This is a genomic window from Megasphaera hominis, assembly GCF_014269395.1.
In the GTDB taxonomy this organism is placed as follows: domain Bacteria; phylum Bacillota; class Negativicutes; order Veillonellales; family Megasphaeraceae; genus Megasphaera; species Megasphaera hominis.
The window spans coordinates 1-23,103 of sequence record NZ_JACOGK010000036.1 but is presented as its reverse complement, the minus strand read 5'-3'; the positions used below and the strand labels follow the sequence as shown (position 1 = coordinate 23,103).

At 50.6% G+C, this 23,103-nt stretch carries 15 protein-coding genes; 4 read left to right on the top strand and 11 right to left on the bottom strand.

Going from position 1 to position 23,103, the window contains the following annotated elements:
- Positions 1-4 precede the first annotated feature (4 nt).
- Positions 5-109 carry an IS3 family transposase gene (locus H8J70_RS12905; RefSeq protein WP_425489114.1) on the top strand — a complete coding sequence of 35 codons (105 nt, stop codon included), beginning with the start codon at positions 5-7 and terminating at the stop codon, positions 107-109.
- Positions 110-215: 106 nt separating this feature from the next.
- On the opposite strand, the gene H8J70_RS10575 is transcribed toward H8J70_RS12905, so the two are convergent.
- The 8 genes from H8J70_RS10575 to topA all read right to left on the bottom strand — a co-directional run bounded on the left by H8J70_RS10575 (position 216) and on the right by topA (position 10,272).
- A complete protein-coding gene (locus tag H8J70_RS10575; protein ID WP_186504259.1) occupies positions 216-953 on the bottom strand; it encodes a TVP38/TMEM64 family protein in 738 nt (245 codons plus the stop codon).
- Positions 950-1,849 carry a DMT family transporter gene (locus H8J70_RS10570; protein ID WP_186504258.1) on the bottom strand — a complete coding sequence of 300 codons (900 nt, stop codon included), beginning with the start codon at positions 1,847-1,849 and terminating at the stop codon, positions 950-952. Before H8J70_RS10570 ends, H8J70_RS10575 begins: the two co-directional genes overlap by 4 nt.
- A gap of 18 nt (positions 1,850-1,867) precedes the next feature.
- The gene (thrC, locus tag H8J70_RS10565; RefSeq protein WP_186504257.1) at positions 1,868-3,373 is read right to left on the bottom strand and encodes a threonine synthase; all 1,506 of its coding nucleotides are present in this window, start codon (positions 3,371-3,373) and stop codon (positions 1,868-1,870) included.
- 66 nt (positions 3,374-3,439) lie between these two features.
- Positions 3,440-4,663, bottom strand: a complete 1,224-nt coding sequence (locus H8J70_RS10560) for a class I SAM-dependent rRNA methyltransferase (RefSeq protein ID WP_186504256.1) — start codon at positions 4,661-4,663, stop codon at positions 3,440-3,442.
- 8 nt (positions 4,664-4,671) lie between these two features.
- The gene (hslU, locus tag H8J70_RS10555) at positions 4,672-6,084 is read right to left on the bottom strand and encodes an ATP-dependent protease ATPase subunit HslU (protein WP_186504255.1); all 1,413 of its coding nucleotides are present in this window, start codon (positions 6,082-6,084) and stop codon (positions 4,672-4,674) included.
- 15 nt (positions 6,085-6,099) lie between these two features.
- The gene (gene hslV / locus H8J70_RS10550) at positions 6,100-6,639 is read right to left on the bottom strand and encodes an ATP-dependent protease subunit HslV (RefSeq protein WP_186504254.1); all 540 of its coding nucleotides are present in this window, start codon (positions 6,637-6,639) and stop codon (positions 6,100-6,102) included.
- A 2-nt stretch (positions 6,640-6,641) separates the two neighbouring features.
- Positions 6,642-7,952 (bottom strand): methylenetetrahydrofolate--tRNA-(uracil(54)-C(5))-methyltransferase (FADH(2)-oxidizing) TrmFO, encoded by a 1,311-nt coding sequence (trmFO, locus tag H8J70_RS10545; protein WP_186504253.1) that lies wholly within the window; start codon positions 7,950-7,952, stop codon positions 6,642-6,644.
- Entirely contained in the window at positions 7,942-10,272 is a 2,331-nt protein-coding gene (gene topA, locus H8J70_RS10540) for a type I DNA topoisomerase (protein WP_186504252.1), read from the bottom strand. Before topA ends, trmFO begins: the two co-directional genes overlap by 11 nt.
- 1,806 nt (positions 10,273-12,078) lie before the next feature.
- On the opposite strand from topA, the gene H8J70_RS10535 reads away from it, so the two are divergent.
- On the top strand, positions 12,079-17,676 hold the full coding sequence (locus H8J70_RS10535) for an autotransporter outer membrane beta-barrel domain-containing protein (protein WP_186504251.1): 5,598 nt from the start codon (positions 12,079-12,081) through the stop codon (positions 17,674-17,676).
- Between the two features lie 379 nt (positions 17,677-18,055).
- On the opposite strand, the gene H8J70_RS10530 is transcribed toward H8J70_RS10535, so the two are convergent.
- From H8J70_RS10530 to H8J70_RS10520, 3 genes are all read right to left on the bottom strand, one after another.
- Positions 18,056-18,268 carry a hypothetical protein gene (locus H8J70_RS10530; protein WP_186504250.1) on the bottom strand — a complete coding sequence of 71 codons (213 nt, stop codon included), beginning with the start codon at positions 18,266-18,268 and terminating at the stop codon, positions 18,056-18,058.
- Between the two features lie 178 nt (positions 18,269-18,446).
- Positions 18,447-18,656 (bottom strand): helix-turn-helix domain-containing protein, encoded by a 210-nt coding sequence (locus tag H8J70_RS10525; protein WP_288201240.1) that lies wholly within the window; start codon positions 18,654-18,656, stop codon positions 18,447-18,449.
- Between the two features lie 523 nt (positions 18,657-19,179).
- Positions 19,180-20,589, bottom strand: a complete 1,410-nt coding sequence (locus tag H8J70_RS10520; RefSeq protein WP_186504249.1) for an IS200/IS605 family accessory protein TnpB-related protein — start codon at positions 20,587-20,589, stop codon at positions 19,180-19,182.
- 525 nt (positions 20,590-21,114) lie between these two features.
- On the opposite strand from H8J70_RS10520, the gene H8J70_RS10515 reads away from it, so the two are divergent.
- Positions 21,115-21,819, top strand: a complete 705-nt coding sequence (locus H8J70_RS10515; RefSeq protein WP_222433684.1) for a radical SAM protein — start codon at positions 21,115-21,117, stop codon at positions 21,817-21,819.
- A 166-nt stretch (positions 21,820-21,985) separates the two neighbouring features.
- Positions 21,986-22,810: a hypothetical protein gene (locus H8J70_RS10510; RefSeq protein WP_186504248.1), complete on the top strand. Its 825-nt coding sequence runs from the start codon at positions 21,986-21,988 to the stop codon at positions 22,808-22,810.
- Positions 22,811-23,103: the final 293 nt, after the last annotated feature.

Genomic DNA, 23,103 nt, shown 5'->3' with positions numbered 1-23,103 from the left:
TGCAATGATTGAAGATTACATTGGCTATTACAATACTAAGCGTTTACAGAGAAAACTGGGTGTAGTAACCCCGATGGAAAAGCACAATAACTATTACGTGGCAGCATAAAAACTGCCACCGGATATCGGTGGCAGTAATAAGTACATGTTTTATTTTTTGCTCTGTCTACTTGACGGGGAGCGGTTCATACCCCTAAGGGCCGGCCTTTTTTGTATTAGTCTTTTGTTTCTTCTGCTTTTAGATCTTCTTCAATCTTGTGCAGCACTTTCTTTGCCTTTTGCCGGCGATGCCAGTACCAAAGGCCACCGTAGACGATCGTAATGACGATGACTAAGATGGTCAGGCGCATCGTATGGTCTTCGAACATGACGATGTCATGGCCGACGAAGACCTCACAGGCAACAGACGGCAATTTGCCAATAAAACAGCCAATGATGTAATCACGGTAGCTGATATGACTCAATGCACCGAGAGCCGTCACCAGTCCATTCGGCGAATACGGTACAGCCCGGGCGACGGTCATCGCCTGCCACGTGCTGTAATGATCCAGCTTGCTCAGCATCTTGCTCTTTTCAATAGCCCTTTTGGCCTTATTGCGAAAGAGGGTCCGCATGAAGAAAAAGCTGATAATAACGCCGATGGTTTCGGCAATCCACGAGACGAGGGTCCCCTGGAAGACACCGAAGACGACGCCGTTCGCCGTAGAAATGAAGATGGACGGCAGGAACCCGACGATGTTGATGACAATGTCGATGATCATGCTCACGGCAACGGCCCAAATACCGAAGGAACGCAGGTACTGGATCGTGCCATGCATATTGCCACTCGTCGAAAGGTCCCACACGGTACGGTAAAAGTCTGGGATTGCCAAGTGAATCCCTGCCAGTACGGCTACCAGGCCGACAAAGAAGGCTACCTTGATATGCGTTTCATTGATTTTTTCTTTTGTCATAGTGTATCTTTTTTGCTCCGTTCATGGACAGCGGCCATTTCGGCAATCTTGTCGTGCTTGAGTTTCGTCAGGTACATAGAACCGCCAATAATCAGGATGCCGCCGGCTACTGTCAGGAGGGTCAGCATTTCCTGGAAGATGACGAAGCCCCACAGGGCGTTAAAGAAGACACCGATGTACGATACAAAGCTGACGACGACAGGGTTCGCCGTCGCGTAGGCGTCGGTCATCCAAATCTGGGCGATGACCGTAATCACGCCCAAGGCGATATACCAGCCCCATTCGGCCAGATTCGGCACGACGAAGGAGCCTGTAATGGCCATGAGAATGGCGCCGGAAAGGGCCGCACAGCCCAGGAAGTACAGGACGACCTCGTAGGGATGGTGCCGTCCCGAGTTGGTCAGCTTGCTTACCGTTGTATAGGCGCCGGCAGCAAAGACAGCCTGTGCCAGGGCAAAGAGGGAATAAATATTGAAGGACGCGAAATTCCAGGGCCGGACGACGAGACAGCCGCCGACGAAAATGACGACCAAGGGCAGCTTCGAGCCCTTAGGCAGTACTTCATCCAGGAAAATCGCCGCAAAGAGCATGACGAAAAACGCCGAGAGCTGGGAAATAATCGACACGTCCGCCAAGGGCATGCCGCGCAGGGCGTAGAAAATACAAATCATGCCCAGGCCGCCGAGAACGCCACGCATGACGAGGGTCGGACGGTCTTCATGGGACAGATGAATGTGCTGGGCCCGCATGAGGCCAATAATCAGCAGGGCACTGAGGAAACCGCGGAAAAAGGCGATTTCTCCAGTGCTCATCGTATAGGACAATTCTTTTACGATGACATTCTGGATACTAAATGCCAGGGCAGAAAGGATTGCGTAAATAACACCTTTACTCATTACGCAGAGCCCCTTTTCTTACGCCTTTTGCCGGTCACTGATGGTATCGACAAAGGAAAGGACGGCATCCTTCATGGCTTCCCGTTCGATCGTATCAGCAAAGCGCACCGGTTTCTGGCGCAGGTCCGCCAAGGGCTGCGGCAAGGCGATGTTGGTGACTTCGCTCACTGTGGCGAGCATCGTAAAGGGATCATCCGACGCCGGCAAGGCCAGAGCCTGGCACAGGACAGGCGGGAATTTGTACGGATGGGCCGTCGACATGACTACCGTATGATGCGGCAGGCGTCCTTCCTTATGGAAGTTCATGTATACGCCGCAGGCCACAGCCGTATGGGGATCCATGAGGTAGCCAAAGTCGTTGAAGACGTGGTTGATGACGGCCTTCGTTTCGTCGTCATCGATCCAGTCGCCGCTGAACTCAGCCTGCAGGGCCGCAAGTTCTTCCGGGCTGACCTGCATTTTGCCTGTTTCCTGGAGCTCCTTTTCCCACTGGGCAACACGGTCTGTGTTGCCGCCGGCTACGTAAAAGAGGAAGCGTTCAAAATTGCTCGAAAGGAGAATATCCATAGACGGGCTGTCTGTCGTATAGAAGTCACGGTTCATATCGTAGACGCCGGTCTTGAAGAAATCGGCAAGGACTTTATTCTTATTCGAAGCACAAATGAGGCGGCCAATGGGCGCACCCATCTTCTTGGCAAACCAGCCGGCCAGGATATTGCCAAAGTTGCCTGTCGGCACGACGACGTCAAAGGTATCGTTCTGGCCAACAATGCCGTCGTCGACGAGGCGTACCCACGTCGCTACGTAGTAAGCTACCTGCGGGAAGAGACGGCCAATGTTGATGGAGTTGGCACTCGAGAAAAGGACGCCCTTTTCGTTGGCGTAGGCGTTGACCTCTTCGCTCGTAAAGACCCGTTTGAGGAAGCTCTGGGCATCGTCGAAGTTGCCGTTAATGGCCGTGACGCGGACGTTCTTCCCTTCCTGCTTCTGCATTTGCTGCTTTTGCATAGGGCTCACGCCTTCGCTCGGGTAAAAGACCATGATGTTCGTCCCGTCTACGTCTTTAAAGCCTTCCAGGGCAGCTTTGCCCGTATCACCGCTGGTAGCCGTGAGGATAAGGATGTCCCGTTCTTCTTTTTCCTGCTTTTTGGCAGCCGTCAGGAGATACGGGAAAAGGGACAAGGCCAAATCCTTAAAGGCCAGCGTGCGGCCATGGAACAGTTCGGCAATGGTCAGCTCCGTATCCAAGGAATGGAGAGGCACAATACGTTCATCGTCAAAGGTGCTGTCGTTATAGGCAGCGGCAATCATTTCCTTGCGTTCGTCAGCACTAAAGTTGGTGAAAAAATAGGACAATACCGTCGCGGCAATTTCCTGATAGGATTTTTCTGCCAAGTCCTTATACGTCAGGACCTGTTCCGGGAATGTTTCCGGTACATACAAGCCACCGTCGCGAGCCAGGCCGTGTAAGAGGGCATACGAGGCAGATACGGTTTCATCAGAGCGGGTACTTCTGAAATTCATAGGAATCTCTCCTTTTTCCTTGAGGTTACATAGTCTATCTGAAAATTATAGCACACATTGGGCCTGTCAGACGACCTGGAAGAGGTAAAACTTGAGATAATTCGTTTCCGGTACATTCCAGAGGATGGGATGATCCGGCGACTGCTGGCGCCCTTCGATTTGGCGCAGGTGTACGCCCGCATCAGAGGCGGCATCGGCGAGCATGCGGCGGAACAGATCGTCGCGCATAAAATGGGAGCACGAGCACGTAGCGAGATAGCCGCCACGGGGCAGGAGCTTCATAGCCTTCAGGTTGATTTCTTTGTAGCCTCTAATGGCATTGTGCACAGTATGGCCCGATTTGGTAAAGGCCGGCGGATCGAGGATGATGAAGTCGTAATCGTGATTCTTCTCTTCTGCCAGCTGCGTCAGGAGGTCGAAGACGTTGGCCTGCTTGGCCGTGACAATAGCTTCGAGGCCGTTACGGCGGATGTTTTCTTCCGTCATTTCTACGGCTTCGGCCGAGACGTCGACAGCGGTAACGCTGGCAGCGCCGCCCTTGGCTGCGTTCAGGGCAAAGGCTCCCGTATGAGTGAAGCAATCGAGGACGTGGCGGCCCTTGGCGAGCTTGGCCACAGCCAGACGGTTATATTTCTGGTCGAGGAAAAAGCCCGTCTTCTGGCCGTTTTCTACGTCTACGTCGTAGAGGATGCCGTTTTCATCAATCGTCGTCAGCGGTGCACCGGGCTCAGGCAAGTAAGCGGCTTCATACCAGCCCTTGTACTGTTCCATGCCGTCGAGCTCGCGCACGTGAACGTCGTTGCGTTCGTAAATGCCGCGGATGGTGACGCCCATGGCCTGGAGCTGGTCAAAGAGGGCCTTGAAAATAATCGGCTTTACCTGGTCCATGCCATAGCACAGGGTCTGGGCCACGAGGATATCGTTGTAGCGGTCCACCGTAAGGCCCGGCATTTCATCGGCATCGCCAAAGATGAGGCGGCAGCAGGCAAAGTCCTTTTCGCCCATAACCGTGCGGCGGTAGTCCAGAGCATACTGGACGCGGCGCTGCCAAAAGGCTTCGTCGAAGCGGTCGTTGGCATTGGTCGAAAGGATGCGCACGCGGATTTTGGAAATGAGGTTGGCAAAGCCCGTACCGAGGTATTTCCCCTTGTCACTGAGGACATCGACGATGTCCCCCGTTTCAAAGGTGCCGTCCACGCGGGTCACTTCTTCTCCGTAAACCCAGGGATGGCCGCTGCGGGCTGCTTTTTCCCCTTTTTTTGTGATGTATAATTTGGCGTAAGGTCTCATGGTACTCCTTATAAGATGTAATGGCTGAGGTCGACGTTCTGGACGACGTCATTCAGTTTCGAGGTGACAAAGGCTTTGTCCACGGCGATGTGTTTTTCCGGGATGTCCGGTGCTTCGTAGGATACGTCTTCGAGAATTTTTTCGAGGATCGTGTGGAGACGGCGGGCACCGATGTTTTCTGTTTCCATATTAACGCGATAGGCGTATTCGGCAATGGCGTCAATGCCTTCATCTGTAAATTCCAGTTCGACGCCGTCTGTGGAAAGGAGGGCCGTATACTGCTTCACGAGAGACTGGTTCGGTTCGGTCAGGATGCGGCGGAAATCGTCGACCGTCAGGGAATTGAGGGATACGCGGATAGGGAAACGGCCCTGCAGTTCCGGAATGAGGTCGCTCGGCTTCGAGACGTGGAAAGCACCGGCCGCGATGAAGAGAATGTGATCCGTCTTGACCGGGCCGTATTTCGTATTGACCGTTGCGCCTTCGACGATAGGCAGGATGTCGCGCTGTACGCCTTCACGGGAAACGTCAGGGCCCTGGGTGTGGCCTTTTTCGGCGATCTTATCGAATTCGTCGATAAAGACGATGCCCGATTCTTCTGTGGCTTCAATGGCTTTTTCCACGACAGAATCCATGTCGAGCATCTTTTCCAGTTCTTCGGCCTTGAAGATTTCCCGGGCTTTGGCGACAGTCATCTTCTTTTTCTTCTTCTTTTTCGGCATGATGCTGCCCAGCATCTGCTGGAAATTATTGGTCAGCTCTTCCGACGAGTTGCCCGTCAGGATGCCCTGAACCGGGGCGGCCTGTTCCGTAATTTCCACTTCGATTTCCCGTTCGTCCATCTTGTGGTTGCGGATGTCTTCGAGCATCTGCTGGCGCCGGCCGGAGCTGTGTTCTTCAATTTTCGGTACGTCGTGCTGTTCTTCTTTTTCTTCTTCGTCGTCAGAGCTGAAGAAGACGTCCATAGGGTTGCGGACGATTTTCTTCGCCGTATCGGTTTTCTTCGGCCAGAGGACCTGGAGGATGCGCTTATTGGCTTCTTCTTCGGCCTGGCTTTCGTGGCGTTCGCTTTCCTGTTCCTGGACCATGCGGATAGCGTTGGTGACGAGGTCGCGGATGATCTGTTCGACGTCACGGCCGACGTAGCCTACTTCCGTATATTTCGTGGCTTCGACCTTGATAAAGGGCGCGCCGACGAGGCGGGCCAGACGGCGGGCGATTTCCGTTTTGCCGACGCCTGTCGGGCCGATGAGGAGGATGTTCTTCGGAATGATTTCCGTCTGCATATCTTCGCTCAGGTTCTTGCGGCGCCAGCGGTTACGCAGGGCAATGGCCACGGATTTTTTGGCTTCACTCTGGCCGACGATGTATTTATCCAGTTCGGCTACGATTTGTTTAGGCGTTAATTCCATTTCGTTCATGTTGGTACCTCTTTCTTATATTTCTTCTACGATGACGTTGTGGTTCGTGTAAACGCAGATATCCGCTGCGATGTGCAGGGATTTTTCGGCAATTTCCCGGGCCGTCAGGTCTGTGTTTTGCAGGAGGGCCCGTGCCGAGGCGAGGGCGTAGTTGCCACCGGAACCGATGGCCAGGACGCCGTCATCCGGTTCAATGACTTCGCCGTTGCCGGAAATGAGGAGGATGCGCTGGCTGTCAGCTACGAGGAGGAGGGCTTCCAGCTTGTGCAGGACCCGGTCGGAGCGCCAGTCCTTAGCCAGTTCGACGGCACTGCGGACGAGGTTGCCGTTGTGTTCGTTGAGCTTAGCTTCGAACCGGTCAAAGAGGGTAAAGGCATCGGCGACAGAGCCGGCAAAGCCGCTAATGATCTTGCCGTGATAGAGGCGGCGGACCTTCTGGGCTGTGCCCTTCATGATGACGGAGTTACCCATAGTCACCTGGCCGTCACCGGCAATGGCTGTTTTGCCGTCTTTTTGGACGGCGCAGATCGTAGTTGCATGAAATTCTGTGGTCATACTTATATACTTCCTTTCATCGTTTCAATTTCTTCGAGCGCCCGCTGGGCAATGAGGCCATTCTTTTCCTTTTTCTTCATGCGCTTTTTGATGCCCAGCGGTTCCATAATGCCGAAGTTGACGTTCATGGGCTGGAAATTGTCGTGGGGCGACGAAATATAGTGGCTCAGGCCGCCAATGGCCGTGCGGCTTGAGAAGGTGATGCAGTCCAGTCCTTGGGCCAGGCGGGCGGCGTTGATGCCCGAAAGGAGGCCCATAGAGGCCGATTCCAAATAGCCTTCGACACCGGTCAGCTGGCCGGCAAAGAAGAGGTTCTTGTTGCGCCGGTACTGAAGCGTCGCATCGAGGAGCTCCGGCGAGTTGATGTACGAGTTGCGGTGCATGACGCCGTAGCGGAAGAATTCGGCATGTTCCAGGCCGGGGATCATGGAAAAGACCCGTTTTTGTTCCGGGAACTTGAGGTGTGTCTGGAAGCCGACGATATTGTAGAGCGTGGCGCTGCCGTTATCCTGGCGCAGCTGGACGACGGCGTAGGGGATCTGGTCCGTACCGGGCAGTTCCAGGCCGACGGGCTTCATGGGGCCGAAGCGGAGCGTATCGATGCCGCGGCCGGCCATGACTTCTACTGGCATGCAGCCTTCAAAGACGGCATCGTTCTTTTCAAAGTCGTGCAGTTCGGCACATTCGGCCGTCGTCAGGGCCTGCCAGAAGGCCTTGTATTCTTCTTCCGTAAAGGGGCAGTTCAAATAGTCGGCACCGCCCTTGCCGTAGCGGGCTGCGCGATAGACCTTGGTCATATTGAGGGAATCGACGCTGACGATGGGTGCTGCGGCATCGTGGAAATGGAAATAATCCGCACCGGTCAGCTTTTGGATTGTATCGGCCATGGCCGGGCTCGTAAGCGGCCCTGTAGCGACGATGCAAATCTGGTCTTCCGGGAGTTCTGTCACTTCTTCGTGACGGATGGTGATGAGCGGGTGCGCTTCTATTTTCTTCGTAATGTATTCGCTGAAGGGAACACGGTCGACGGCGAGAGCACCGCCGGCCGGCACGCGCGTAGCGTCGGCGGCTTCCATGATGAGCGAGCCCAGACGGCGCATTTCTTCCTTCAAAAGACCGACGGCATTTTCGATATTGGCCGCGCGCAGGGAGTTGCTGCAGACGAGCTCCGCAAATAAGGCTGTATGATGGGCCGGCGACGACTGGACGGGACGCATTTCCACGAGTTCGACAGGAATGCCGCGCTGGGCCAGCTGCCAAGCCGCTTCTGAGCCGGCCAGACCGGCGCCGATAACTAAGACACTATTCTTCATTGACTACCTCACCTTTTTTATGATTTTCACAGTCCGGATTGCTGCAGAAGAGCTTATCCGGGCCTTTCTTATAATGTTTTACAGTCATGATGCTGCCGCAGAGGTCGCATTTCTTATCGACGGGCTGGTTCCAGAGGACGAAATCGCACTCCGGATATTCACTGCAGCCGTAGAAAACACGGCCCCGCTTGGACTTGCGCTTGATGAGTGAGCCCTTGCCGCATTTGGGACAGGTAATGCCCAGGTCTTCGACGATGGCCTTCGTATTGCGGCATTCCGGGAAATTAGAACAGGCCAGGAATTTGCCGAAACGGCCGAATTTGTAGACCATAGGTGCACCGCAGACACTGCAGATTTCACCGGATTCCTGACCGGCAATGGTAACCTTTTCCATGCCTTCTTCGGCAGCTTCCATTTCCGGCTCGAAGACATCGTAAAATTCCTGCAGGACGTGGACGTACGTGTCCTTGCCCTGTTCGATAGCATCGAGTTCTTCTTCCATGTGGGCCGTAAAGCTGACGTTAATGATCTGTTCAAAGAAACGCTTCAGCAAATCGACGATGATCACGCCCAGCTCCGTCGGCACGAACTGCTTATCCTTCTTTTCCACGTAGTTACGATTTTGGATTGTGTCCATGATCGGCGCGTACGTACTCGGCCGGCCAATGCCCTTTTCTTCGAGGGTTTTGATGAGGCTGGCTTCGGTGTAGCGCGGTGGCGGCTGCGTGAAGTGCTGCTGCGGATCGATTTTTTTATTGTGAACGACCGTACCTGTCTTGATGTCCGGCAGGACACTCAGGGTCTTATCCTTCTTGGCATCTTCATAGAGCTCCGTAAAGCCCTTGAAAATAACCGTGTAGCCGGCGGCGCGCAGTTCGTACTTGCCGCTGTGGATGATAATGGCCATGTGTTCCGTTTCAACGGCCGCCATCTGGCTGGCCAGGAAGCGGTTCCAGACGAGCGTATAGAGGCGCAGCTGGTCCCGCGAAAGGAACGGTGCCACTACGTCCGGTGTCAGTTCGAGGGATGTCGGACGAATGGCTTCGTGAGCATCCTGGCTCGACTGGCGGGCCTTGTAAACATGGGCCTTTTCCGGGACAAACTCCGGACCATACTGGTTCTGAATGAATTCCCGGGCCTGTTTGATCATATCGTCGTTGATGCGGACCGAGTCTGTACGCATGTAGGTAATGAGGCCGACGTGGCCGTGTTCGCCAATATCGAGGCCTTCATAGAGCTGCTGCGCCAGCATCATGGTCTTCTTGGCGCCAAAATTTAATTTACTGACGCATTCCTGCTGCATCGTCGACGTCGTGAAAGGCGGCTGGGGCTGCCGTTTGCGCCGCCGTTTTTCCACCTTGTCGATGACATCGGCAGGCTGGTCCTTTTTGGCCTTTTCCCACTGCAGATCGGCCGCAATGGCCTTAGCCTGTTCTTCGTCAGCAATGGCGGCCTTTTCCCACTGCAGATCGGCCGCAATGGCCTTAGCCTGTTCTTCGTCAGCAATGGCGGCCTTTTCCCCGTTGATTTTTGCCAGTTCCGTATGGAGCTCCAGGCCATCATCTGTCGTATACAGGCCCTGAATCGTCCAATACTCTTCCGGCACGAAGGCTTTGATTTCCTCTTCCCGTTCGCAAATGAGGCGCACGGCAACGGACTGGACACGGCCGGCACTGAGGCCCTTGCAAACCTTCTTCCAAAGAAGCGGGCTCAGCTTGTAGCCTACAATACGGTCCAAAACGCGGCGGGCCTGCTGGGCATCGACCTTCTGCAGATCAATCGGCTCAGGCGATTCAATCCCTGCGAGGACAGCCTTTTTCGTGATTTCGTGGAACATGACGCGGCACGGTGTATGTGGGTCGATTTCCAGCAAATGTGCCAAATGCCAGGAAATAGCCTCCCCTTCACGGTCCGGGTCAGTTGCCAGATAGACGTTCTTTGAACGGACAAACTCGTGCTGCAGCTCTTCAATAAGCTTGCGCTTGTCAAACATATTCGTATACACCGGCGCAAAGCCGTTTTCAATATTGACACCGAACTGATTACGCGGCAAATCCCGCAAATGACCACGGCTCGCCATGACGCGGTAGTCGCTGCCCAAGAACCGTTCAATCGTCTTGGCCTTAGCCGGTGATTCCACGATAACCAGATTCTTGGCATTCTTCGGCAAAGGATCCATTTTTTTCAATGGCTCCTTCTCCGGCAAATGAATAGTACCGTTAATGACAATCTTGTCATCACCGTCTTTTTTCTTCTTCTTGCGCTCCTTCTTTTTCTTATCGTCGATGATAATCGTGCGTTTGATTGGAAACTCTAACATACGTGTATCCCAGCCTTTTATACAAAATGATATACAGGTAATTTCTCATATATATAGTATATAAAGTGATTCAATATATCATGATACACTATTATCAGTATCCGTTCAACCTTTTAGGGTGATATGGGCATAGAGAAAAGCCTCTGAACGGGCTTGTTCAGAGGCTTTTCGGAGAAATTGTTAATGATTTTGAAACTTGGATATTAGTCCAACTTTTGTGGTGTGGTTACCCCCTAGTCTAATTTTTATGGTCTCTTTTTCTAGTCCATCTTATGTGATCAGCCTAGTCACACCTTGTGGTTTCACTGTTCACACTTTGTGGTGGGGCTGTTTACATTTTGCGGTCTGTACTTTGCAAAAAGAAATCTGCTCCTCAGAATGAAAGTATCACCCATTCATTACCAAAAAGGAGGAAAGACAATATGCCTCTAGATCGGTTTATCACAAATATGTTGAACATCGAATCCGAACAAATTCAAGAATTGCTTACATTCAACCAATCCGACGGTTCTATGATCATTAAAATCCGTCTTATTGACGCTCACTGTGCTTGCCCGTATTGCAACGGACAGGCACATATTCATGGATATTATCCCCGTAAACTTACTCATTCCACATTCATAAACAGAGCCTGTACCATCCTGTATCTCCAGCGTAGATATCGCTACAACACCTGCCAGAGTACGTTCAATGAACCGAATCCCTTCACATGCTCACATGAAGGGATTCCTCACAAAACCAAACTCAACATATTACAAGATCTTAAACATCCGGAAATCACTTATACTCTCGCAGCTAATCGGAACCACATATCTAAGGCGATGGTTCTCCGCATTTTTGACAGATATGTATGTATTGCACGCAACCCCTTGCCTGAAATCTTATCTATTAATGAACATTATCTGCCAGATTCCGACTACGCTTCTCTATACTGCTGTCTCCTCATGGATTTTGCTACAGGTGTCATTATCGATGTGCTTCCCGACCGCAAGAAGTCGTAAATTCGTTTATCATCGTACATGGCAGCCGAATCAACAATAGCCATATTATTGAATCAAAGAATCGTCAAGTACAGCGTTTATTAAGCAATGCAAATGGATTTCGTAATTTCAAGAGGACTAGAAATCGTATTTTATACTATCTAAATAAAAAAGACACGTATACCTTCTAATCCAAAAGGCCTCGACAACGCGCGATGGGTGCCAAGGCCTTTTGACCACAAACATGGTCTAGGTAGACCACAAATTGTATCCATCGAAACCACAAAACTGTAAACAGCATGACCACAAAAAAGGGTGTACGGGCTTTTTTTATTACTGAAAATCGGGAAAAAAGGCTCATCTCAGAATGGATGAGTGGCGGAAGGGGTATCGTGCAATGCACGGCAGATGAGGATACCGTAAAGTAAAGCAACGCAAAGTATAGTATAATTTCAAAAAATACTCACGAATAATATATAACAAATAATAAAAACTCCCGAAATAATGTAAATCAATGAATAATAACTAACACGAATCATCATATTAAATAACTAAAAAATATAAAATATATACTTTTGTATAATTTAAAAGCAAAAAGGAATATTATATAATAAGCCAAGAAATAGTAATTTAACTATAAAATCGCTTAATATATTATGGCAAATCAATACTAAAACATTCTAACTTCAAGGAGTCTTATCAACATGAATTCATTACATCCACCGTCAGCTTAACAATCGTACAGCGTACATACCAACAGCAATACAAGTCTTGTATGGGCAGGGAAAGCTTCGGTACGCTGGCACGAGTGGGAAGGAGAATCGCTATGAGAAAACAGTACAACACTCTAACCATGCTAGTCTTAGCCAGCCTATTCACCATGACCCTCAGCGTACCCCAAGTTCAAGCCAGTATCCTGATTGGCACTGTCGACCCTAACACAAATACTGTGGCAGAGACAAAGTTCCCTGAAAACACATCTGTGAAAGTGATTCCGGAAGAATCTATCGTCATCGTCGACGACGCCGTCCACGTATCAGAACTCACCAAACAGTCCGAATACAACATCATTACCCTGAGTGGGGACGATGCGAAAGTCGTCGTAACCGGTGGCAATGTCGTGGAAGGTAAAAACTATGCTACGCCTAGCCTGGCTGCCGCCTATACCATAGAAGACGTTACGCCCGTCTTAGGTAATAAGGTAGTCATCGAGAAGGGTGCTGAAGTGCTGATAGCGCCTACAGCAGATACAGATAGTCCCGTTTTGGCCGGTGGCTATGCAGAAGCCGCTGCTGCCCAAGCCAATGAAGTAATCGTGCGCGATGCCACCTTGATTATTGCCAAGGAGGCTCCGTCCAACGTCCTTACGGCTGCCGTGCTTGCTCAAGATGTAAAGCCGGTTAACGCCTCTCTCTATGGCGGCGCCGGCAATAACCTGGCCCAGGACAATACAGTCAGTCTTACCGATGTAAATATCAATGAAAACACAGACCTCACTATTGCCGGCGGCTACATCCATGACGAAGGCAGCGCCGACAAGAACGAAGTCAGTCTCACCAACCTGAACCTCGATCCGGATTCGACCTATATTTCTGAAGTCGCTGGCGGCAATGCCTATAATGGCACAGCCAATGAAAATACCGTAGCCATTACGCAAGAAACGGCTGTGTCCGTTGAGCTCGGTGATGTCTACGGTGGCTATACCTACGAATCCACAGCCAATAACAATACAGTCACCCTGACAGGTACGGAAATCACATCTGCTGGAGCAAACACGAATGGCCTGACCCCGGAAAAAAGCCTCCGGGCAGAGACCATCACCGGTGGGGATACATGGGACGAAGCCGCAAACGAAAACACCGTTTCCCTGACCCAGGCCTATGCTTATACCGTCATTGGTGGCACGACAGGAAATGCCGTAGCGAACGGAAACGAAGTTTCCCTCACCCAATCCTTTGCCGGTTGGACCACAGGTGGCACCGTCCGGGCCTATAGCCTCGAAGTCACGGATACCATCACCGCCGATGCCAACAAAGTCACTGGTACAGACAACAGCATGTACATGGTCTATGGCGGTCATGTAGAAGGGAACGGATTCCAGTATAACTACCCGTCATATCAGCTCCAGTCCGCAAACGCAATCTTGGCAGACGCATCTAATGAAGAAATCCTCAAGCCGACCCTCCAGGCCAACGATAATCGCGTCGACCTCAAAAACGGCACCGTCTATGATGAAGTATACGGCGGCTTAGTCGACACGGGTTTTGGCATGGTTGATGGAGTGCTGATGACCACTGCGGCACAACAGCCACAAGAGCCATCTGTACCTAAGACCATCGAAACCTATCGCGCCGATAGCAACAACGTCCATCTGGAAAACATGGACGTATCCGGCAATATCTATGGCGGTAAAGCAGACAAGATGCAATCCTATGGCAGCTACGATAATTCGGAAAACACCCTCCATGCTGACACGAACACGGTCGAACTCATGGGCGGCACTGCCGCAGCAGACATCACCGGTGGCGAAGTCTCCACTGACGGCGGCGGTAGATTGTTGCTTAGATCCGTAAACGTAGCCGTTGCAACTCCGGCCTCTTCCCCTTCCACCTATACGCTGGCAGCCGATGGAAATGAAGTCCATATCAAGGGTACCACCGTCAACGGCAGCATCTATGGCGGTAAAGTCACAACGGAACTCACAACCTGGTATTCGCTGCTAAGAAAGGAACCCACAGCCCACGCCAACAACAACAAAATTACCCTGGCAGACGCCACCATCAGCTATGATCCGCCTATGACATATGCAAACAGCCTGGCTAATACGGCCCCGGTCTTGCGTGTTGCCCGGGCATGGCAGTCACCGCAGGTCATCATCGGCGGGTACACCCCTGTCGGTGAAGCCTCCGCCAACAGCGTAGAACTCACAAACGCCAACGTAAGCAACGACCAGCTCACCATCTACGGCGGCCTCGCACCCGACACGGCCTCGCAAAACCGCGTAGCCATCACTGGCACAACCGACGCCAATGGCGCCCCCTCCATCCAGACCGGCAACCTCTACGGCGGCAAAGCCGGCAGCCAAGACACAGCGTACTCTTACAGCAACGGAGAACGTGCCTTGCGGCTTACGACCGATAGTGAGGGAAATGGTACCTACACAGCCGGCATCGCCAGCGCTGGCAACGACATTACCCTGACCAACGTACATGCAGCCGACGTCTACGGCGGCAAGGCCGAAGCCAATACCGCCCTTACGCCGTTTGACCCGGACGGCAACGATGTGGTCCAACAACAGCTGAAGCTGAATTCCTTGAGCGCCACCGTCACGGCAGCAGCCAACGGCAATAATGCCAGCCTCACCAATAGCCAGGCTGACACCGTCTATGGCGGTACCGTCTCCGGCGAAATTCAAGAGGCCAGTGATGCAGCATATTACCTTGGCGTAGGTCCGGATCAAACAAAGTTGACCTTGGACTTCCCAGCCAATGAGAACACCGTAACCCTGCACCACGCCACCATCGGCAGCGTCTGGGGCGGCTACACAGCCAGCTCCGAACAGTCGTCAACGCCTATCTTTAACAGCGTCGTCCTGCGTGCAATGATTGCCGATCCGGCGTACTACGAAGTAAGCGCCGGCAGTGCCAATGACAACCAAGTCTACCTCGACCAAGACGCCATCGTCACTGACCTGGCCGTCGGCGGCGAAGCAGCCGCTGGCACAGCGGATAGAAACCTCCTCTCCCTGAACGGCGTCAGCGTCGGCCCGGCAGCAGGTGAAGCAACACCTTACCCGGTTACTCCTATATACAAATGGTCTATTTCACCGGCATCGGCAAACTTCACCGGCACGCTCCTGGCCGGCGGCATTGCCCACACGGGTGAAGCCTCCGCCAATACCGTCCAGATAAAAAACACCACCCTGAACAGCCAGCTCACGCACATCCTCGGCGGCTGGGGCAGCACCCATAGCGACAACAACACTCTCGACCTGGCCTTAGCCAGCACGGCAGCTGCAGATAACCAAGTCATCGTCGCAGCCGGTATCGCTGAAGACGGCCATGCCAATAGCAACACCCTGACCCTCACCGACACGGGCAGTGGTACCTATCACACCATCATCGGTGGCCTCTCCAAAAATGATTTACCGGCAGAATCCACCTATGGCGCTTCTGGCAATACCGTCACCGTCAGTGGTATCACCATGGAAACTAGCTACATCGACGAGTACGTAGCAGATCGGCCCGTCATCATCGGTCTCCAAGGCGGCCGGGCCCTCGCCGGTGACGCCACAGGCAATACGCTCCAGGCGACAAACAGCGACCTTACCCTCACCGTCGGCGGCTATGCCGAAGCAGGAAATGCTACAGGAAATACAGTCCGCATCATCGCCTCCCAGGCAGACGTCCTGGCAGATGGAACGCTACCCGGCTTTGTAGCCGGTGGCATGACCCGCATGGGCAACGAAGCCTCCGGCAACTACGTCACCGTAACGGATCACTCGGACATCGCTGCCATAGAAGGCGGCTACGCTTCCCTCGGCAACTCTGCCGGCAATAGTGTCTACCTCGCCAACAGCCACTCCGGCCTCGTCGTTGGCGGCGGCACAGGCAGCACCCTCTCTTCACTGATTACGGAATCCTTGACGTATGAAGCATCTACCATGGGCGACGCCAAAGGAAATGAAGTCCTCATCGACGCTGACAGCACCGTAGACAAAGCCCTCGGCGGCATTTCCCTGGACCTGCAGCTTCATGCCTTACCTGACGCAATCCTCTTGGCAGCACCCGTTTTAAGCCTATCTGCCGGACCTGAGTCCATCAGAAGCGGCAACGCCCTCAACAACACGGTCACCCTCAAGCAAGGTACCGTCACCACCAGTATCGTCGGCGGCTTCTCCCAATCCGGCGAAGCCAGCGGCAACACCCTCAACCTCTACAGCGGCACAGCCGGCACCACCGATGCGACCGCCAATTCCAGCAGCCTTAACATCGACCCGAACCTCATCGCCGGCGGCTACGCCATGAACGGCGCAGCAACAGGCAATACAGTCAACGTATACGGCAGCAAACTAGGCACCATGATGAGCCTCTACGGCGGCTACAGCCAAACTGCCAGCCAGGACAACACTCTCAACATGTACACCAAAGACAACACCGTACAAAACCTGGACTATTTCCAAAACCTCAACTTCTACGTCCCGGAAGACACAGTCGCCAATGAAACCCTGCTCACCGTCACCGACACGGCCGACGTCAGCAACGCCGCCATCCAAGCGGGCATCCAACAATCCACCAAACTCAGCCCGGGCGAACACATCAACGTCATTTACGACGCCAAGGGCCTTGCTACCGACGGCGCCACCTACCACATGATGCCAGGCCTCGACAAAGCCATCGACACGGGCTTCGTCCTGCACCAAGTACGCATCCACCAGCAAGACCCCTATACCATCGTCCTCGACATCCCTGAAAACGACCAGCCCGCCCTTCACCCGGATACCAAACTCATCCCTGAAGAACGCACTGCGGCCATCAGCCGCCTCAACAACGCAGCTGACTTCGCCCTCAGCAACGCCTACGACGGCGCCCTCGCAGCGTGGGAACAAAACGAAGTCAAAGCCAAATTCGCACCCTACATCGTCCTGGGCGGACACGATCTCCGCACCGACACGGGCTCCTACATCGACACCCAAGGCTTCAACGGCAACCTCGGCTTCGTCCGCCGCACCTACCATGAAACCTACGCCGATACTATCATGCCCTTCGTAGAATACGGCAACGGCAACTACACGGCCCACCTGGACAACGGCGCCAGAGCCGACGGTGACCAGCACTACACCGGCGCAGGCCTCCTCGTAAGACGCGACAAAACAAACGGCCTCCACTACGAAGCCATGCTAAGAGCCGGCCGCCTGGACAGTGACTTCCACACCCAAATTCTGGGCTACCAAGCCAGCTACGACACCAACACGCCCTACATCAGCGCCCACCTGGGCCTCGGCAAACTCTTCCAAAAACGAAATAACAGCACCTACGACATCTACACCAAATTCCTCTGGACCCACCTGGCCTCCGACACGGTAACCCTCCACAGCAGCCTGGGCAACAGCCAATACAACCTGGACAGCGTAAACGCCTACACGGCAAGACTAGGCTTCCGCTGGACCAAAACCCTCAGCCCGTCCAAATCCTACTACGCAGGCCTGGCCTGGAACTACGAATTCGGAGACAACGCCAAAGCCCACTACGGCATCCTGGAAACCCCGACAGCCGGAGCCAAAGGATCCAGCGCCCTGTTTGAACTAGGCTGGCAAAGCCAGATCACAAAAGAAAACCCCTGGGGCGCCAAAATCCAAGTAACAGCCTGGACAGGCATCCAAAAAGGCCTAACCTACAGCGCCACCATCAGCAGAGCCTTTTAGAAAAAGCAAAGACGAGAAAAAAACTCGCTGACGCAAAGCAAGGAACTCCCTGCCCCGCTCATGCCCAGCTTGATGAGCGAAGGAAGGGGACCAGGGGTTATGTGGTTCTCAATCTATAGCAAAGGAAAAAGTTGAGGATCCGCTGAACCGTAAAATAAAATCATAGGGTGTATCAAATCAAATGACAGCACACAGTCATGTACTAAATACATGATTGTGTGCTGTTTATATAAACTGATACCTCCCCCAAAATGTTTGTTTGAATCATTTACTGAAATAATTTCCAAAACCGTGAATAGCTACCGATTCTGCCGAAATGTAAGCCACCGCGCTCACCTCCTTCTTTCGGGCAATAAAAAAGCACTCATTTCTGAGTGCTTCAACGTGTATTTTTAAAATTCAAAGCCACCATTCTTTTTTTCTCTTCAATCATTTCTTCCCGCATTTCTTGTAACCTTTTTTTCCAATCTCCATAAAGTTCTCTGGCCCAATCCGGCGCATCTTCTTTTAACTGGTCATTTTCCCTAAGATAAGGGAAAATTTTATCATCAATTTCTTCCCATCTCTTTTGTTTTTCAGTCGGCAATTTCATGTTTCAGCACCTCCATTTTCTCTTTGATACAATCGGCCACTATATTACCTTTATAATTTATAATTTTGAGCCATGCGCTAGTTGAAGAGTGATCCATGTTGCGGACGTCCGCAAAATCGTGCAGACAGGTGCACCTATGCTGCAGAAAATTCCCGGTATTCGCATATTCTCCCCTTATTTACTCTTCATGCTGCGGTTCCGGACCAAATACTCTTTCCATTCCCGCCCTGGTTACCAGCCAGATACGCCCGGCTTTTCTAGCTTCGTCTTCTGTAAAGCGTGGTTTCTCTCCCTTATATCCCGTACACGATTGCTGAACTGTCCGCGGATTCATTTGCCATTTTTCAGTTGCTTCAGCGGCTGTCATGACTTCTTCCAATAGATTCACAGGAATCGCCTTCTTTCGTTAGCTTATATATTCTTAGTATAACATATTTTTCTAATGTATTACGGCACTTTTTTTTGAAATAACGAACCGCACTCGTCCCTCGCCAGCGCTGCCCGATCTGCAGCGAAATCTGCCTCTCCGCCAGCGTGCCGGGACGGCGGGAAAAGGATCTGTCCGAGAAAAAAGGACATGCTTAATTCCCGTAGCGCATGATCACAGGGCTTCGACGTCTGATAGATGCATGTAGTGCAAGTATCTTGAAAGATTCGAAAAATTTACATATAATAATATCAAAGAAACAGACGATTATGGCCGTAAAATAAAATCATACAAAATAGGGTAGACAACGTCCTGATGATTTCGAGCGTTACGGTACGCTCATGGTTTTCCGACAATCATATTTAGTTTCTCTTATTGCTAAGTGTCACAACAAAATAGGATCGTAGGTGTCTGTTTTAAGCTCCCGTTAAGTACAAGGACTACCATCTCTTGGAAGTAGTTCTTTCTTAACGGGAGTGTTTGGTTATGCGGATTTCTTTGGCTTTATATTTTTATCAACAAAGCCTTGCCCTTTACGGGCAATGACATAGCTTGCTCCCTGGTGAATCGTCAATTTCTTTCTGTCGCAATATTTTTGTTTGGCAATCTTGCTTGTGTAAGCAGGATTGACTTGAATTAAATGAACCTTTCGTCTATAACAACAATTTTCAAACGTTTTCTTGTATCTGGAATAGTCAAAGGCATGAATCATTTTGTTGTATTCCTTACCTTGATTGGACTTTGCTGAAGTTGTTTCTGATTTCGCTTTGCGAAAATCTAAGTCTTCAATAACGATATCTTTTCCTACAGATACTGCATAATTTACGATGTGAGAGGTGACTTCACGGATTTCGGATTCTGCTTTCTTTCCCGTACCATGATACTGTAACCGATAGTGTTTTAGTCTGACGAGATTTCCCGTGTCATTGGTTTCGGCTGCTTCAATGAACCCGTCGTTATAGTCCAAACCGATTGTTCCATGGGTCTTTCTCGTTTTACAATCGTCGGTATCCCTATCAAGCGTTACCATAGCTTGCAGGTAACATTTACTGCCACGAAAAACAATGCGGTAGCTGATTCCGTGGTCTTGCTTAACAAGCGTTTTGGCAAGTAACCCGCTCAGGTATGCAAAGATACAAGTCCCGTAAACATATTCACGGTTTTTTGTATTTTTTCGCAACTGAATAGCGAAGCGATTCCCTTTGCCCGCGTGTATCATGGGTGTTAATTGTACAATCTGGTTGCAGCGACGTTCGTCTTTCGATCCAATGTATAAAGACCGGTTATCTCTTTGCTTACGAAAATGGTCTAACCAGATGGCATGACTCGTCAGCTTGTTTTCTGCCAGATGATATTGAGCCCGAAACAGTTTCTTTGAACCAAAGCATAGATGTAAATCTTTACTTTGAATCTCTTTCAATAAATTGGCTTGTTTCTGCTTTAGCTTATTCAGCTTTTGACTGGTATAAAAGATTTTTTCTTTCTGCTGGCGATAATAGGTTAAGGCGGAAGGAGATAATTGATTGTTTCGGGACCTTTCCTTTAATGCGGCTACTTTTTCGCAAAGCTTCTTTCGCTTTTTATCAAGCTTTTTTATTTTACGACTCAGCTGGCTAAACTCATACCATTTTAGTTGATACAGGGCTTTATATAACCCTTCTACTTCAGAAATAACTGAATTGGCCAGACGCTTATTCACATGAAAGCGGTTTTGCAAAATGGTATTAAACGCGCTTTTCTTTACAGAGAACCTGCCACCATTGTTATACCGATGCCATGTAAAACGCAGCATCTTGCCATAGAGGATATGATACCCTTTTACATATTCGATTAACCCGGCATTGTCTCTTTGATTGAGCCGGGTTTCAATGGTATACGTTTTAGAAGCAATCATTCTCCTCATCTTCTTTCTTGTCAATTAGAAAATCAAATAAATATAATTACGCAAAAAACTCTTTACGAGCCACGATTCATCTGCCTTTTTCTGTTCATTTGATAGGGAATTTACCTTCTTTATCGTAACTGTTCCGTTTTGTAGGCAGGTTTTGTGAGACTACTTATATATATAAGTTAGCATCTCATTTGTTTTCTTTTATTATTATAACTGATATTACTTTATTTATCAAATAAAATAATACAGCGTATAATCATGTATTTATTAAATGATTATACGCTGTTTATAGAAACTGCTGTTTTTTTATTAAGCAGGAAATTTTCAGTATTTTTTTACAGTTATGAAAATGCATACGGCCATTCCCTATTGCAGGGAACGCTCTTTTCTAGTATTCTGAAATTGTAAAATTCACGTTTTTTACAATCTCAGAAAGTTGAAATAGTAAAATCTGCGTTTTTTACAATCTCAGTTTTCTTACAATATCAAAATTCTTGATTTTTATATCCAAGAAGAAAGGGGCTGTATATGATGAACCAGTTTTCCTATAAGCCTGTATATATAGAAGAAGGAAAAAAGGTATTGGAGGTCAATCTCCTGCCTGGAAAGTATTGCACATTTAACTGTATTTTTTGTCCTGTCTCCCGGTCGTTACCGCATGAAAAGACGGATGTGGTCCACGATTTTGGTGATGTGACCTCGGCACTGGCTGATTTGCAGAAGCGGCTTGAGGTGATCAAGCCGGATTTGGTGTTTATCAACTGTCTCGGCGAGGCCTTTGTCCATCCGGATCTGCAAAAGGTAATCGACACGATTCATGCCTGTCACGTACCTGTACGGCTTTTGTCGAATGGCTATTTGTATGGAGATGCACGCTGTGCAGCACTGGCGCAGCAGTGTGAGGAGGTCATTGGCGAGTTGAAAATGGCTAATGACGCTGCCTTTCAAAAGGCCCAGCGGCCACTCGCCGGCTATTCTGTAGACCAGCACGTAGCGAATATGGCAGCTTTTCGCCGCTCCTACACAGGTATCTTCCGCTTGGAAATCACATTGGTCAAAGGGTATAGCGACGATGCAGCTTCGCTGGACTTCTTTGCCCGGGCCGTCCGGGCGTTACAGCCCCAGGTGCTGCAAGTCGTGACACCAGAGGCACCTTTTGACCGGGTACTCGGTGTCGACGCCGCAACGCTGGCTGAGGCTGACAGGCGATTGCAGGCGGAACTGGCTCAATAGCTCATCATATTTTGTTATCACATTTTCGCTTTTTTGTCTGTACGAGGAACGTCTTTGCAGTATATAATATAAACAAGGCTATTTTCACGCAGCTCCATTAAAATCTGCAGCGTAACGTGCTATAATAGACTGTATCTCAACTTATCTAAGCAAAAAAAGGATACCTATGAACGTACTAGAGACGATTTCCTCGATTCTCCACAATAAAAATACGCGCTTTATTGCGCAGTGTATACTTCTCTATGGCGCGTGCTATTTGCTCTATTACTGCACGTCCGTTGGCCAGGATGCCAAGGATATGGGCTTGGCGTCGCGGCAGCTCATTCCGCCCATGTTGATTTTTTACGTTGTCCAACGGGTCAGTGGCAAGACGCTGCTTTCGTGGCTTTGGCTGACGCAGTTCCTGACAGGTATGAGCTGGGCTATGACGACGCCGATCCTCATGTACCTGCAGGCTGGCAGTACGGCAACGTCCCTATCGCCTATGGCGGATATCCTCTTTGGCTGTTATGCGGCGCTCTTCCTCATGTCGGCCCAGCAGCTCACAGCAGGACGCAAGCATTGCCGCCTTTTCCAGTCATGTACGACTATCCTTTCCATGCTGCTCATGTTCATTCCCCTCTGTCAGGTACTCCATTTCCTGCTGTACGGACAGTGCATTACGGAAATGACGATTCTCCTCTTCCGGACGCAGGCCTTCTTGCCGCACCTCATGAGCACCATTCAGGATATCGGCATCGTGCCGCTCCTCATCATCGCCATTATCTATTACTTCATTGGCTACTTCATTTTCAAATTTAACGCGAAGATCTTCATCTCCCTGCCGACCTTAAAAAGTCACGCCAGCGTCTTGATCTTCTTCCTCACCTTCGTCATTCTGGCAGTCTACCTGCCAAACGCCCTCATCCGCCAGACCTACTTCTTCGAAGCCTGGCACAACGTATCCATTGAAGAAAAACTACCTGACTTCCAGCCCCCGCAAGGGCCGTGAAGATAAAACACCGGTAAAGACCAAGGTCTTTACCGGTGTTTTTAGCAGCTCTGAACATGGATTTTGTAGATTCAACCTCTATTGGCCGCTTTATTACATCAACGTCATCACCACTAATTTCTCCTCTACTGCACGTGGTATGCTAAAGTTGGACATGGAGGGGGTAGAAATTGAATACTAAATGTAGTAATCTTGGATAAAAGATTTTCTAATTAGTATCCGATGCCCTCAATTGTTAGATGGGAGGTTGCCACGTGAAATTAACGAAAGAACAACGATTAGAAATAGGTCGC